General features: G+C 72.1%; 15 protein-coding genes. 4 read left to right on the top strand and 11 right to left on the bottom strand.

The window, feature by feature from the left end:
• Positions 1-75: 75 nt before the first annotated feature.
• Positions 76-1,254: a class I SAM-dependent methyltransferase gene (locus tag AC067Z_RS10995; RefSeq protein WP_478789187.1), complete on the top strand. Its 1,179-nt coding sequence runs from the start codon at positions 76-78 to the stop codon at positions 1,252-1,254.
• 16 nt (positions 1,255-1,270) lie between these two features.
• Here AC067Z_RS10995 and AC067Z_RS11000 read toward each other — a convergent pair whose 3' ends face one another.
• Together AC067Z_RS11000 and AC067Z_RS11005 are read right to left on the bottom strand one after the other, a co-directional pair.
• Positions 1,271-1,924 carry a hypothetical protein gene (locus tag AC067Z_RS11000; RefSeq protein WP_478789188.1) on the bottom strand — a complete coding sequence of 218 codons (654 nt, stop codon included), beginning with the start codon at positions 1,922-1,924 and terminating at the stop codon, positions 1,271-1,273.
• A gap of 31 nt (positions 1,925-1,955) precedes the next feature.
• Entirely contained in the window at positions 1,956-2,915 is a 960-nt protein-coding gene (locus AC067Z_RS11005; RefSeq protein WP_478789189.1) for a helix-turn-helix domain-containing protein, read from the bottom strand.
• A gap of 338 nt (positions 2,916-3,253) precedes the next feature.
• On the opposite strand from AC067Z_RS11005, the gene AC067Z_RS11010 reads away from it, so the two are divergent.
• Both AC067Z_RS11010 and AC067Z_RS11015 read left to right on the top strand, forming a co-directional pair.
• Positions 3,254-4,453 carry a S8 family peptidase gene (locus AC067Z_RS11010; protein ID WP_478789190.1) on the top strand — a complete coding sequence of 400 codons (1,200 nt, stop codon included), beginning with the start codon at positions 3,254-3,256 and terminating at the stop codon, positions 4,451-4,453.
• A 101-nt stretch (positions 4,454-4,554) separates the two neighbouring features.
• Positions 4,555-6,324, top strand: a complete 1,770-nt coding sequence (locus AC067Z_RS11015) for a M14 family zinc carboxypeptidase (protein ID WP_478789191.1) — start codon at positions 4,555-4,557, stop codon at positions 6,322-6,324.
• Between the two features lie 60 nt (positions 6,325-6,384).
• On the opposite strand, the gene AC067Z_RS11020 is transcribed toward AC067Z_RS11015, so the two are convergent.
• From AC067Z_RS11020 to tsaB, 6 genes are all read right to left on the bottom strand, one after another.
• Entirely contained in the window at positions 6,385-7,635 is a 1,251-nt protein-coding gene (locus tag AC067Z_RS11020) for an RNA polymerase sigma factor (RefSeq protein ID WP_478789192.1), read from the bottom strand.
• A gap of 55 nt (positions 7,636-7,690) precedes the next feature.
• Positions 7,691-8,047: a YciI family protein gene (locus AC067Z_RS11025; RefSeq protein ID WP_478789193.1), complete on the bottom strand. Its 357-nt coding sequence runs from the start codon at positions 8,045-8,047 to the stop codon at positions 7,691-7,693.
• Between the two features lie 107 nt (positions 8,048-8,154).
• The gene (locus tag AC067Z_RS11030; protein WP_478789194.1) at positions 8,155-8,412 is read right to left on the bottom strand and encodes a hypothetical protein; all 258 of its coding nucleotides are present in this window, start codon (positions 8,410-8,412) and stop codon (positions 8,155-8,157) included.
• The gene (gene tsaD, locus AC067Z_RS11035; protein WP_478789195.1) at positions 8,409-9,503 is read right to left on the bottom strand and encodes a tRNA (adenosine(37)-N6)-threonylcarbamoyltransferase complex transferase subunit TsaD; all 1,095 of its coding nucleotides are present in this window, start codon (positions 9,501-9,503) and stop codon (positions 8,409-8,411) included. Before tsaD ends, AC067Z_RS11030 begins: the two co-directional genes overlap by 4 nt.
• Positions 9,503-9,958 (bottom strand): ribosomal protein S18-alanine N-acetyltransferase, encoded by a 456-nt coding sequence (rimI, locus tag AC067Z_RS11040; RefSeq protein WP_478789417.1) that lies wholly within the window; start codon positions 9,956-9,958, stop codon positions 9,503-9,505. Before rimI ends, tsaD begins: the two co-directional genes overlap by 1 nt.
• Before the next feature lie 20 nt (positions 9,959-9,978).
• The gene (tsaB, locus tag AC067Z_RS11045; protein ID WP_478789196.1) at positions 9,979-10,632 is read right to left on the bottom strand and encodes a tRNA (adenosine(37)-N6)-threonylcarbamoyltransferase complex dimerization subunit type 1 TsaB; all 654 of its coding nucleotides are present in this window, start codon (positions 10,630-10,632) and stop codon (positions 9,979-9,981) included.
• Between the two features lie 118 nt (positions 10,633-10,750).
• Between tsaB and AC067Z_RS11050 the strand changes: the two genes are divergently transcribed.
• Entirely contained in the window at positions 10,751-11,308 is a 558-nt protein-coding gene (locus AC067Z_RS11050; RefSeq protein ID WP_478789197.1) for a hypothetical protein, read from the top strand.
• Positions 11,309-11,459: 151 nt separating this feature from the next.
• Here the strand turns inward: AC067Z_RS11050 and AC067Z_RS11055 are convergent, their stop codons facing one another.
• The 3 genes from AC067Z_RS11055 to AC067Z_RS11065 form a co-directional block, all read right to left on the bottom strand.
• A complete protein-coding gene (locus AC067Z_RS11055; protein ID WP_478789198.1) occupies positions 11,460-11,642 on the bottom strand; it encodes a hypothetical protein in 183 nt (60 codons plus the stop codon).
• A gap of 183 nt (positions 11,643-11,825) precedes the next feature.
• The gene (gene tsaE, locus AC067Z_RS11060) at positions 11,826-12,347 is read right to left on the bottom strand and encodes a tRNA (adenosine(37)-N6)-threonylcarbamoyltransferase complex ATPase subunit type 1 TsaE (RefSeq protein WP_478789199.1); all 522 of its coding nucleotides are present in this window, start codon (positions 12,345-12,347) and stop codon (positions 11,826-11,828) included.
• A complete protein-coding gene (locus AC067Z_RS11065) occupies positions 12,319-13,542 on the bottom strand; it encodes an alpha/beta fold hydrolase (protein ID WP_478789200.1) in 1,224 nt (407 codons plus the stop codon). Before AC067Z_RS11065 ends, tsaE begins: the two co-directional genes overlap by 29 nt.
• Positions 13,543-13,547 lie beyond the last annotated feature (5 nt).

A 13,547-nucleotide genomic window follows, 5' to 3' on the forward strand; every position in this document is an offset into this window, starting at 1 on the left:
CAGCGCAAGGCCCGCCCGCCCGGCCGACACCGCCTGCGCACGCGGACCATCCCCCGGCTGGCCCACAATGGGCCGGTGAACGACCTCGATCCGCTCGCCGCCTTCTCCGCACTGCGCTCCGAGGAGGGCAGCGCCCTGCTGGCCTCACTGGCCGACTACGACCCGTCCGACGAACTGGCGGTCGCCACCCGGCTGCGCCGCGAGTATCCGGCGGAGCTCGTATCGGCGGCGCTCGGGCAGGCGCGGCTGAGGCAGCGGGCGGTGGCGAAGTTCGGCGCCGAGGACGCCGGCCGGATGTTCTTCACCGGGAACGGCGTCGAGCAGTCCACCCGCCGCTCCGTCGCGGCGCACCGCGCCGCCCGTTTCGCCGCGCTCGGCGTGCGCAGCGTCGCCGACCTGTGCAGCGGCATCGGCGGCGACGCGCTGGCGCTCGCCCGCGCGGGCATCGCGGTCCTGGCGGTCGACCGCGACCCGCTCACGGCGGAAGTCGCGCGCGCAAACGCCGCAGCACTCGGCCTGGCCGGTCTGATCGAGGTCCGCTGCGCGGACGTCACCGACATCGACACGGCGCCCTACGACGCGGTGTTCGTGGACCCGGCCCGCCGCGGCGGCCGGGGCAGGATCTTCGACCCCCAGGCGTACTCCCCTCCCCTGTCCTGGGCGATCGAGGCCGCCCGCACGCGCCCGCACGCGGCGCTGAAGGTCGCCCCGGGCATCCCCCACGAGGCCGTCCCCGAGGACGCCGAAGCGGAGTGGATCTCGGACGGCGGCGATGTGAAGGAAGCGGTGCTCTGGTTCGGCACGGCGCCCTCCACCGTCAACGCCACGCTCCTCCCGGGCCCGCACACCCTGACCGGCCGCGGACTGCCGGATCCGGCCGTCCGGCCGGTCGGCCGCTACCTCTACGAGCCGGACGGCGCGGTGATCCGCGCCCACCTGGTCGCGGAGGTCGCCGAGGACGTGTCGGGCGGCCTGATCGACGAGACGATCGCCTACATCACCGCGGACGAGCTCCGGCCGACCCCGTACGCGACGGCGTACGAGATCACCGACGAACTCCCTTTCGGCGTCAAGAAGCTGAAGGCCCTGCTCCGGGAGCGGGGGGTGGGGAACCTGACGGTGAAGAAGCGCGGCTCGGCGGTCGAACCGGAGGAGCTGCGCCGCAAGGTGAAGCCGCAGGGCCGGGGCTCCGCCACGGTGTTCCTGACGCGGGTCGCGGGGGCGCCGACGATGCTCATCGGCCGGCCGGCGTAGCCGCGCCCACCACGCCTCAGCGGAGCGCATCCTCCGCCGCGGACGCCGGCACTCGTCCGCCCGCAGGCAGACGCACCGCCCAGCGGTAGTGGCCCACCGCCTTCGCGGCTCCGATGAGGCCCGTCAGCCACAGGATCGTTCCCAGGCCCATCAGGAGCACGACGCCCGGCAGAGTGTCCTTGCCCGGTTCGGCGCCCGCCGGGACCGTGAAGGAGAGCCACAGGCCGCAGGCGCAGAGCAGGAACGAGGGCAGGAACCACGCCAGGCTCAGGACGGGGGACGTGAAACGGGCGTCGCGGGCCGGGTCCCTGGCCAGGGCCGTCCATGCGCGCAGCAGGGCGCGCACCTTGCCGTCGTGGGCGAGGCCGAAGGCGATCAGCAAGCCCGTCGGCACCATGATCGCCGCACCCAGCAGGGCCAGTACCGCGCCGAATACGGGGCTGAGGAGGTCGACCCCCTCGTCGAACTCCCGCAGTGCCGAGGCGAACAGCAGCCAACCCACCGTGAACCCCGCGGCCATCGCCCACAGTTGGACCAGCAGCGATGCGCCCATCGTCATCCGGTGCAGTTCACCCATCGCCCTGGCGCGGTCGGCGAGCATGGCCTCTCTGTCCGGCCAGGCGCGCATCTCGGCAGGCGGCGGCGGGGGCGGAAGGGCGCGTCGGGACATGCGTGCGACCCTATCCGCCTGCCGGAACGGGTCAGAGCCAACCCCGGTGGGCCGCCTGCACACCGGCCTGGAAGCGTGTCTCCACGCCCAGTTCGGCCATCAGCTCGGTGAGCCTGCGCCCCACGGTGCGCTCGGTCACGCCGAGGGACCGGGCGATGGTGCGGTCCTTCATGCCGGACGCCATCAGCGACAGCAGCTCGCGGTCCTTGGCGGACACGCCGCCCTGCGCCTCGGTCTCGGCCAAGGGCGTGGCGCGCGCCCACAGGCTCTCGAAGCAGCTGACGATGACGTCGACGAGTGCCGACTCGTGCACCAGCAGCCGGACGCTCGGGTCCGGGTCGGTGTAGGAGACGGGCAGCAGCGCGGTGGTCCGGTCGACGACGAACAGCTTCAGGGTGACATCCGGCAGGATCCTGGCCTGTTCGCCGGCCTCGGTGCAGCGGCGCATGGCGTCCAGGTGCTCGGGCGACGCCAGCGCCTCGCGGGCGTAGACGAACCGGTAGGCGACGCCGTCCGCGAGGCGGCGCAGTTCGAGGTCGTTCGGGTTGCTCTGGCCGCCGATGTACGGCGGGGCGTCGACCGCGATTATCTCCTCGCGCGCCTGGAGCTGGAGCCGTGACACCGCGGCCAGCACGGCGTCCTCGCCCTCCAGCAGCTCGACGACCGGCGTCCCCCCGTGCGCGGGCCTGGCACGCAGCCGGTCGGCCAGTTCCTCGACGTGCAGCTGCATCTGGGCGAGGTCGCCGCGTCGGCGGTTGATCAGCTCGGGGAGGGCCTCGTCGGGCGCGACGACGGCGTACAGCGCCGGCGTGAAGCCGAGCTGCTGAACGAGCCCGTGGTCGAGGAGACGGCGGACGACGGGGCGCAGTTCGGGCGGGGAGCACCCGATGCTCGCGGCGAGCTCCTCCGCCGTGGCCCGCTTCAGGTCGAGCAGGGCGAGGTAGGCGTCGTTGTCGAGCCGGCCGAGACCGACGGGCTCCAGCAGGAACACGTGTACCTCCCACGCCGACGTGGGGGCATCGGCGTGGGGACTGTAAGTGGCGCTTCGGCGGCCGTCAAGATCCCGCGAATGCCCAACAGAACAGGGCCCATTCGCGCCAAATGCGCCGTCCGTCCTGCTGCGCCCGCACCCGTCCCCGCTGAACAGGACATTGTCCGAAACCGGAAATGCACAGTGATTTACAGGCAGTTGGAGGCGGCCCAATCCTTGTCCTGGCCCCGCCGCGGCTGTTCGTCCCTCACCGACGTGCGGCGGAGCCCTCCTGCCGTCGACCCCCACGGGCACAGGCCACCAGGCCACCGGGACGGCACTGCCATCAAGGAGCACTGATGCACGAGAGAACCGCACTGCCCGCGCGCAAGATACTCGGGACGGCGCTCGCCGCCGGTCTGGCCGCCACCGCGCTGGCTGTCGTGCCGAGCACGGCGACCGCCGCCGAGGGAAGCATCCTGGGAGCCGGCGCACGCAACACCGTCAAGGACAGCTTCCTCGTCGTCCTCAAGGACGGCACGACGGCGAAGGGTGTCGAGGACCGGAAGGCCGCCCTCTCGAAGCGCTACGGCGGCAAGGTCAAGCACACGTACAGCTCCGCGCTCAAGGGCTTCTCGGTCAGGATGACCGAGAAGCAGGCCAAGCGGCTCGCGGCGGACCCGGCCGTCGCCTACGTCGAGCAGGACACCACGGCGTCCCTGGAGGCCGTCTCCTCCTGGGGTCTGGACCGCGTGGACCAGCGCAGCCTGCCGCTCGACGGCGCCTACGCGGGGCCCAACACCGGCGCGGGCGTCACCGCGTACGTCATCGACACGGGCATCCGCACCTCGCACAACGACTTCGGCGGGCGCGCGTCCTGGGGCACGAACACCGTCGACAGCAACAATACTGACTGTCATGGGCATGGCACCCATGTGGCCGGCACGGTCGGCGGCACGTCCTACGGTCTCGCCAAGGGCGTCAAGCTGGTGGCGGTCAAGGTCTTCAACTGCGCCGGGGGCACGACCGCCACATCCATCGCGGCCGGCATCGACTGGGTCACCCGCAACGCCGTGAAGCCCGCCGTCACCAACATGAGCTTCAAGACCCCCAGTTCGGCCGTCGCGACGGCCGTGAAGAACTCCGTCGCCTCCGGCATCGTCAACGTCGCCGCCGCCGGCAACGACTACGGCTACAACGCCTGCAACATCACCCCGGCGAAGGTGCCCGAGGCGATCACCGTGGGCTCGAGCACCCGCTCCGACAGCCGCTCGGACTTCTCCAACATCGGCTCCTGCATCGACCTCTTCGCGCCCGGCTCCGACATCGTCTCGGCGGGCATCACGAGCAACACCGCCTCCGCGACGATGTCCGGCACCTCGATGGCCACCCCGCACGTGGTGGGCGCCGCTGCGCTCTACCTGGCGGCCAACCCGTCCGCCACCCCCGCTCAGGTGCAGTCCGCGCTCAAGAGCAACGCCACCCAGGGCAAGCTGACCGGCATCGGCGCCGGCTCGCCCAACAGCCTTCTGCACACCGGCTTCATCGGCCAGTCGTGACGCTCTGATCCCCGCGAGGGGTCGTCCGTCCGCGAGCCCCGGCCGGACGGCCCCTCCCTCCGGAGCGCCCGTCACCACCCCCCACGCCGAATGAGGTTCCTGTGCAAGTGAAGTTCGTCCACTGGCTCGTCACTGCCGCGACCGCGGCGGCCGTCGCGGCCGGCACCGGTTACGGCATCGCCGCGCCTGCCGACCGGAGCGCCGTCACCGACGACCGCGCGTACGTCTACCGCATTCCCGGCGCCGCCCAGCTGCCGCAGAGCAGGCTCGCCGGCTTCGATGTCATCGAGGACCGCGACGGCGACGACCTGTTCGTGCTCGGCGACGCGGCGACGGCGCCGCAGCTCAAGGCCGCCGGCCTGCACCCGAGCGTGGAGCAGAAACTGACACCCGCCGCCGGGGAGGCACCCAAGCGCAGCGGCCAGGTCCCCGCGCTGACCGAGGCGGTCGCCGAGGAGACGTACAACGGCGGCTACCGCACCGTGAACGCCCAGTACGCCCACCTCGACCAAGTGGCCGCCGACCACGCGTCGCTCGCCACCGTCGTCGACATCGGCGACTCCTGGCGCAAGTCCACCGGCAGGCCGGGCGGTTACGACCTCAAGGCCGTCTGCCTCACCGTGAAGCAGAGCGGAAGCTGCCGGCTGACCCCCGACTCCACCAAGCCGCGCTTCCTGCTCCAGGCGCAGGTCCACGCCCGGGAACTGACCACCGGCGAGATGGCCTACCGGTGGATCGACTACCTGACCGACGGCTACGGCTCCGACGCGACGGCTACCGAGATCCTCGACACCCGCGAGATCTGGGTGGTCCCGATCGGCAACCCCGACGGCGTGGACATGGTCCAGCAGGGCTTCACGGGCGGCCCCACGGGCCAGCAGTGGCACCGCAAGAACGCCAACCACACCCATTCCACGACCACCTGCACGGAGGGGCCGAGCACCGGCAGCGGCATCGACCTGAACCGCAACAACAGCAGCCACTGGGGCGGCGCGAGCACCAGCTCCCAGCCCTGCGACCCGGTCTACAAGGGCCGGTCCGCGGACTCCGAGACCGAGAACAAGGCGCTCCAGGCCCTCTACCGCAAGCTGTTCCCCGACACCCGCGCCACGGGAGACTCGGCGCCCGCCGCGGCCGGCACCCAGGGCATGTTCGTGACCCTGCACAGCTACGCGAACATGGTGTTGTTCCCCTGGGGCTTCGACGGGGACACCGGGAGCGGCAACGACGCCGCGCTGCGAACCATGGGCAAGGAGATGGCGCGGCTGGCCGGCGGGTGGCAGTACGGCCAGCCCGGCGAGATCCTCTACGACGCCAGCGGCGGCCACGACGACTGGGCCTACGACCAGCTCGGAGTCCCCGCCTTCACCTGGGAGATCGGGCCGAGCAGCGGCACCTGCGGGGGCTTCCACCCGGCGTACTCCTGCCAGAACACCTTCTGGAACCAGGTCAGGCCCATGCTGACGTACGCGGCCGGCAAGGCGGGCAGTCCGTACGGCGGCGCCGCTTCACCCTCCCCCGCCGGCTGCCACGGCACCAATGGCACCGATGTCGCCGTCCCCGACGCGGGCGCCGCGGTCACCAGCGGCATCACCATCAGCGGCTGCACCGGGACCGCCTCCGCCACCAGCACGGCCGAGGTGCACATCGACCACACCTACCGCGGTGACCTGACCCTCGACCTGATCGCCCCCGACGGCACCGTCCGCCGCCTGAAGAACGCGTCCGGCAACGACGGCGCCGACGACATCGACCAGACCTGGACCACCGACCTGTCCGGTGAGGCCCGCAACGGCACCTGGACGCTCCGGGTCCAGGACACCTCCGCACAGGACACGGGCACCCTCGACAGCTGGAGCCTCACCCTCTAGCCACCACGCCCCCACACCCGGCCCCGGCACGTCCCCCACCGTGCCGGGGCCGTCCGTGCCTCAGGGGCGCCCGTCCCCGGCGCGAGCCGCGCGGTCGAGCAGCAGTTCCTTCTCCCGTGCGTTGCGGGCCAGCAGCGCCGCGCGCTCGAACTCGGCCCGCGCCTCCTCATGGCGGCCCAGCCTGGCCAGCAGGTCCCCGCGGACGCTGGGCAGCAGGTGGTAGTCCTTCAAAGACGGTTCGGCGGTCAGCGCCTCCACGATCTCCAGACCGGCCTCGGGGCCCTCCGCCATGGACAGCGCGACCGCGCGGTTCAGCTCGACGACGGGTGACGGGGCGAGCCTGGCCAACTGCCCGTACAGCGTGGCGATCGTGACCCAGTCCGTGTCCTCGTAGCGGACCGCACGGGCGTGGCAGGCCGCGATGGCGGCCTGGAGCGTGTACGGCCCGTACGGGCCCGGCCCGGCGCGGTGCAGGGCGTCCACCCCGCGAGCCATGAGCATCCGGTTCCAGCGGGCACGGTTCTGATCGGCCAGCAGAACCGGTTCGCCGTCCGGGCCCGTCCGCGTCGCCGTGCGCGACGCCTGGAACTCCAGCAACGCTGCCAGCCCGTGCACTTCGGGCTCGTCGGGCATCAGGCCCTGGAGCACCCGCGCCAGCCGCAGGGCGTCCTCGCAGAGCGCGGGGCGGACCAGATCGTCGCCCGCGGTGGCCGCGTACCCCTCGTTGAAGATCAGGTAGATGACTTCCAGCACCGAGCCGAGGCGCGCGGACCGGTCCGAGCCGTACGGCACCTCGAAGGGGACGCCGGCCTTGGCCAGCGTCCGCTTGGCACGCACGATGCGCTGCGCGACCGTGGCATCGGCGGCGAGGAACGCGCGGGCGATCTCCTCCGTGGTCAGTCCGCCCAGCAGTCGCAGGGTGAGCGCGATCCGCGCCTCCGTGGACAGCACCGGGTGGCATGCGGTGAAGATCAGCCGCAGCAGATCGTCGTCGATGTCGTCCGGCTCGGCGGGTTCGGGTGGCGGCGGCTCCTCCTCCAGGGCGCGCCCCACCTCGGCCAGCTTGCGGGCGTACGTCTCCTTGCGACGTACGAGATCGATCGCGCGGTGCTTGGCGGTGGCCATGAGCCAGGCCCCCGGCCTGTCCGGTACGCCCGACTCCGGCCACTGCTCCAGTGCGGCGACAAGGGCGTCCTGCGCGAGCTCCTCGGCGATGCCCACATCCCTCACGATGCGGGTGACACCGGCGATGATCCGCGCGGACTCGATCCTGAACACCGCTTCGACCGTCTCGGTCGTGCCTGCTGCCATCACGGCCACCCATCAGAGCAGCCGTCCCTTGGCGCGGCAAGCGCGACCCTGCGGGTCAGCCCTCGTCGATCTGGCGGACCTCGCAGGTCACCGTCCACTCCTCGGGGTGGATCTCCAGGAAGCGCTTGGTCCACTCAAGGGCCTCGGCCTTGTCCTTGCACTGCGTGAGGGCGTAGCCCCCGACGACTTCCTTGGTCTCGGTGAAGGGCCCGTCCGTGTACGACAGCTTGCCGCCGGACCAGGTGACCCGGGTGCCCTCGGACGTCGGCAGAAGGCCCGCCGTGTCCAGCATCACCCCGGCCTTGGTGATCTCCTCGAGCAGCTTGCCCATCCGCTCGCCGAAGTCCTCGGGGAAGTCGGCTCCGGACAGCTCGTTCTCGTTGACACGGACCATCGACAGAAAGCGCGGCATGGTGACTCCTCGGTTCGGGAGGGCGGGGCCGTTCCCCGCCTCTCACCCCTGCGTCGAAGGGGAGACGGCCGGATCGACACCGTCGCAGGAATTCTTCCGAGAATTCCTCAGCCGAGCGACTCGAAGCGCCAGCGATGCACCGGCCGGGTGATCAAGTCGGCGGCCGGCTCGGGAAGTTCGGGCAGCTCAGCGCGCACGTCCGCGGCCTCCCACCAGGTGATGACCAGCACCCGTTCCTGCGCCGCCCGCAGCGTCTCGCGGCGCAGCGGCTCGTGCGGGAGCTCCTGGGCGCGCGCCCACTCCAGCAGCTCCCCGCCGCGCCCGTCGACGGCACGGGCCTCCCACATCAGCGCGACGACGGTCACGAGTAGAGGTTCTCCTTGCTGACCTCGTGCACGTGGTCATGGCCGTGCGCGCCCGGCACGTGCGGGTCCGTCACCGGCAGCGAGGAGTCCGCCGACAGCTCCCAGTCCGACGCCGGCCGGTTGCGCGCGACCATCTCGGCGCCGAGGGCCGCGACCATCGCGCCGTTGTCCGTGCACAGCTTCGGCCGCGGTACGCGCAGCCTGATTCCGGCCCGCTCGCAGCGCTCCTCGGCGAGCGCCCGCAGCCGCGAGTTCGCCGCGACGCCGCCGCCGATCATCAGGTGGTCGACGCCCTCGTCCTTGCACGCACGCACCGCCTTGCGTGTCAGCACGTCGACGACCGCCTCCTGGAAGGACGCCGCCACGTCCCGTACCGGCACCTCCTCGCCCGCGGCGCGCTTCGCCTCGATCCAGCGGGCGACGGCCGTCTTCAGGCCCGAGAAGGAGAAGTCGTACGCCGGGTCCTTCGCGCCGCTCAGACCGCGCGGGAATGCGATCGCCCGTGGGTCGCCCTCCCTCGCCAGCCGGTCGATCACCGGACCGCCGGGGAAGCCCAGGTCCAGCACGCGCGCGATCTTGTCGAATGCCTCGCCCGCCGCGTCGTCGATGGTGGCGCCCATGGGCCGCACGTCGGCCGTGATGTCGGGGGCGAGGAGCAGGGAGGAGTGCCCGCCGGACACAAGCAGCGCCATGGTCGGCTCGGGCAGCGGCCCGTGCTCCAGCTGGTCGACGCAGATGTGCGAGGCGAGGTGGTTGACCCCGTACAGCGGCTTGTTCAGGGCGTACGCGTACGCCTTCGCCGCCGAGACGCCCACCAGCAGCGCGCCGGCGAGGCCGGGACCCGCCGTCACCGCGATCCCGTCGAGGTCGCGCGCGGAGACACCGGCCTGCTTCAAGGCGCGCTCGATGGTCGGAACCATCGCCTCCAGATGCGCGCGAGAGGCGATCTCGGGGACGACGCCGCCGAAGCGTGCGTGGGTGTCGACGCTGGAGGCGATCTCATCGGCGAGCAGGGTCGTCCCGCGGACGATGCCGACTCCGGTCTCGTCGCAGGAGGTCTCGATACCGAGTACGAGCGGTTCGTCAGCCATCAGTGATTCTCAGTTCCTTGAACGGTCAGCCGCATGACGAGGGCGTCGATGTTGCCGGGCTGGTAGTAGCCGCGGCGGAATCCGATGGGCTCGAAGCCGAAGCGCTCGTACAGCTTCTGGGCCCGGGTGTTGTCCACGCGCACTTCGAGGAGCACCTCGTCGCACTCGAAGGCGGTGGCGTGCTGCAGCAGATCGGTGAGCAGCCGGGCGCCGAGTCCGGTGCCCCACTGTCCGCGGTCGACGGCGATCGTCTGTACGTCGCCGAGTCCGCCGGCGGCCGCAAGGCCGGCGTAGCCGACGATCTTCCCGTCGGTCTCGGCGACCACGTAGCGGCGGGTGGCCGCCGGGCCGCGGGAGTGCGCCAGTTCGGACCAGAACATTCCGGCCGACCAGGCGTCGTCGGGGAACAGGGCGTGCTCGAGTTCCAGCACCGGCGCGATGTCCCACCAGCGCATCTCACGCAGGGCGGCCGTGCTCACTTGGGAGTGACCACCTTGTAGTTCTTGGGCACCTGGGCGTCGGGGCGGCGCAGGTACAGCGGCAGCGGGTCGAGGAAGTCCTCGCCCGCCGCGAGCCGCTCGGCGGCGAGCGCCGCGAGGGCGGCGGCGCTGACGTGCTCGGGATCGCGGGCGTCCGGGAACGTCTCCGGGTACAGCAGGGCGCCCGCGCCGACGGCCGGCAACCCGGCAACCTGTTCGGCGATGACCGCGGGCCGGTCGACCGCCGCGTCCGTCAGCCGTGTGCGGGCATTCGCGTACCGCGCCCAGTAGACCTCCTTGCGGCGTGCGTCCGTCGCCACCACGAACGGCTCGTCGAGGCCCGCCGCGTAAGCCAGCCCGTCCAGCGTGCACACCCCGTGCACCGGAACGCCCAGCGCGGAGGCGAACGTCGTCGCCGTCACCAGCCCGACGCGCAGTCCGGTGTACGGCCCCGGCCCGACACCGACCACCAGGCCCGTGACGGCGTCGAGTTTCACCCCGGCCTCGGCGAGCACCCGGTCGACGGCGGGCAGCAACAGCTCCCCGTGCCTGCGGGCGTCCACCCGACTGGACTCGGCGACGACGGAGGAACCGTCGTGGAGGGCGGCGGTGACGGCGGGCGTGGCGGTATCCATGGCGAGCAAGAGCACGCAAACAGCCTACGGCTCCCGCAGGGGCGCCACGGCGCCCCGTCGAACGGTGCGCCTGCTGCTACCGTCACCACGAATACGTACACACGAATGCGTACAGACCTGAAAGGTGGCCACGGTGGCACGGAGCAGCTCGGGAATCGTGGCCGGGCTCACGGCGGCCGCTCTGGCCGTCGTCGGTTTCCTCGCCTACCAGGCGTCGGCGAACGTCCCGGACAGCCTCGGCTCCGCCAGGACCCCCAGTGCCGTCCCCTCTGCGAAGTCGTCCGACGGCCCCAACGCGAAGGCGAAGGACCCGCTGACACTGCCCGCCGACTCCGGCACGGGCGTGCGTGTGGTGTACGCACTGGCCGAACGGCGGGTGTGGCTCGTCGGTGAGAAGGGCGAGCCGCGCACCTTCACCGTGATGCCGTCGACGGTGAACCCTCCGATCGGGTCCTACACGGTCACCTCGCGCTCGGGCCGCGTGGCCGGCTCCGACGGCCTCCCGATCGAGCACGTGGTGCGGTTCGCGAAGGTCGCCGGTGTGTCGATCGGCTTCAGCGCAGCCGTCGACGGTTCCATGGCGAGCCCCGATCCGGAGCAGCAGACGGGCGGCGTGCGCATGAAGCGGGCCGACGGGGACGCGATGTGGGTGTTCGCCACGATCGGCTCGAAGGTGGTCGTGGTCCCGTAGGACCCGTCGGGGGCCCGTCCGGGCCCCGGAGGAACCGGGGTCCGTCCAGGGCGCCGGAGGAACCGGGGTCCGTCCAGGGCGCCGGAGGAACCGGAGTCCGGGAAGCCACCCGTAAGGAATCGGCTGTACGAATCCCTGCTCGCCGGGCCGCCTACGCGGCGTCGCGGCGGGCTGTCGTGTCCTCGGCCCGGGCAGCTTCGCGGGGCGGCGTCGACACGGCGTTGGCCGCGGCGCAGGACGCCAGCAGATCGCGCATCGACAGGGTGGGAGGCAGCGGCGTCGCCGGCGCGGCCGACTGCTGGCGGGACTGTGCTTCTCGCTCCGATGCCGACATGGACGCCTCCTGGGGCTCCGGGGGCAGGCGTGGTTAGGTAGACCTAACCAGGTCTCGGTACCATGTCATCACGCGTGGGGCGACCGGCGCAACATTTTCCCGACGTCTTGTCGGAACGTACACAGCCGGGCGATCACGGGGTCAGGAGCGGCGTCCTGCGGTCACGGGACCCCGCCCGTCGGGCTACGCGCCCGCGGCGTCCAGACCGGCCCCCGCCCAGCGCTCCCCGTAGCCCCGCAGCGTCACCTCGCGGCGGTCGTCGTCGGTGTTTCCGACCACCCGGTGGATCAGTACGTGGAGCCGGTCCTCCGACAGGTCCTCCACCTTGCCGTCGCCCCACTCCACGACCACCACCGACTCGGGCAGCGAGACGTCCAGGTCGAGGTCCTCCATCTCGTCGAGGCCGCCGCTGAGGCGGTACGCGTCGACGTGCACGAGCGCCGGGCCACCGGTCAGCGACGGATGGACACGGGCGATCACAAAGGTCGGGGAGGTGACGGCGCCGCGCACGCCGAGGCCCTCGCCCAGGCCGCGGGTGAGTGTCGTCTTGCCCGCGCCGAGCTCACCCGTGAGCATCACCAGGTCACCGGGGCGCAGCAGTTTCGCGAGTCTGCGCCCCAGTTCCTGCATCTGCTCCGGGGAGTCGACCGTCATGCGGGCGGAACGGGCGGCCGGATCAGCCGCCGGGCTGTGCGGTGCTTCCATACGTGCCAACGTTAGCGGCTGCCGGGACCGCGCCCGCCCGCACCAGCAGGTCCGCCAGGCGGTCGGTGACGGCCTCCGGGTGCTCCAGCATCACCAGATGCCCGGCGTCCGGCACGATGACCAGCTCCGCACCCGGCATCAGGTCGGCGATCGCCTCGCTGTGCGCACTCGGCGTGACCAGGTCCCGGTCACCCGCCAGGACGAGGACCGGCAGCCCCTCGAAGACGACCAGCGTCTCCGCCTTGTCGTGCTCGGCGAAGGCCGGATAGAACTCGGCGACCACGTCGATCGGTGTCGACTCGATCATCCGCTCGGCGAACCGCGCGACCGCCGGGTCCACGTCCTTCGACGAGAAGGAGTAGCGCTTGATCAGCCCCGCGAACAGGTCCGCGGTCGCCCGCCGCCCCCGCTCGACCAGTTCCGCCTGCGAGCCGAGTGCACGCAGCACGCCCGGCAGCACGCGGCGCACCGCGTTCACCCCCGCCACCGGCAGTCCGTAACTGACCTCCCCGAGCTTGCCGGAGGAGGTGCCGACGAAGGCGACCGCGGCCACCCTGCTGCGCACCATCTCGGGGTAGTGGGCACCCATCGCCATCATCGTCATGCCACCCATGGAGTGGCCGACGAGCACGAGCGGCCCGTCCGGGGCGGCCGCGTCGATCACGGCCTTCAGGTCCCGGCCCAGCCGGTCGATGGAGACCGGCACGGCGTCGGGTCCGGCCTGAGAGGAGCCACGGGCGGAACGGCCGTGGCTGCGCTGGTCCCAGTAGACCGTGCGCACCAGGCCGCGCAGCGCGGACCGCTGGAAGTGCCAGGAGTCCTGGCTCAGGCAGTAGCCGTGGCTGAACACCACGGTGACCGGTGCGGGCACCTTGCGGCCGAAGATCCGTCGGCGGCGCGGCGCGGCGGCCTCGGCGTCGACCTCGTCCACCTCGTAGTACAGCTCGGTGCCGTCGTCCGCGACCGCCTTGCCGGGCAGTCCGCGCATCGATCCGTAGGGGCCCACGGCGTCGAGGGCGAGGCGCGCCTTCCTGCGCATGCCGCGGCCCACGGTGAGCCGCTCGATCGCGACGCCCGCGGCGGCACCGGCGGCGATCACGCCTATCGCGGCACCGGCGACGCCCGCGCGGCGCCAGTTGCCCGTGGCGACCGCGGCGGCGGCCTCGGCCACGTCCCCCGTGCTGGTCTCGCTCACCGTGC

The organism is Streptomyces sp. NPDC043812 (genome assembly GCF_056436245.1).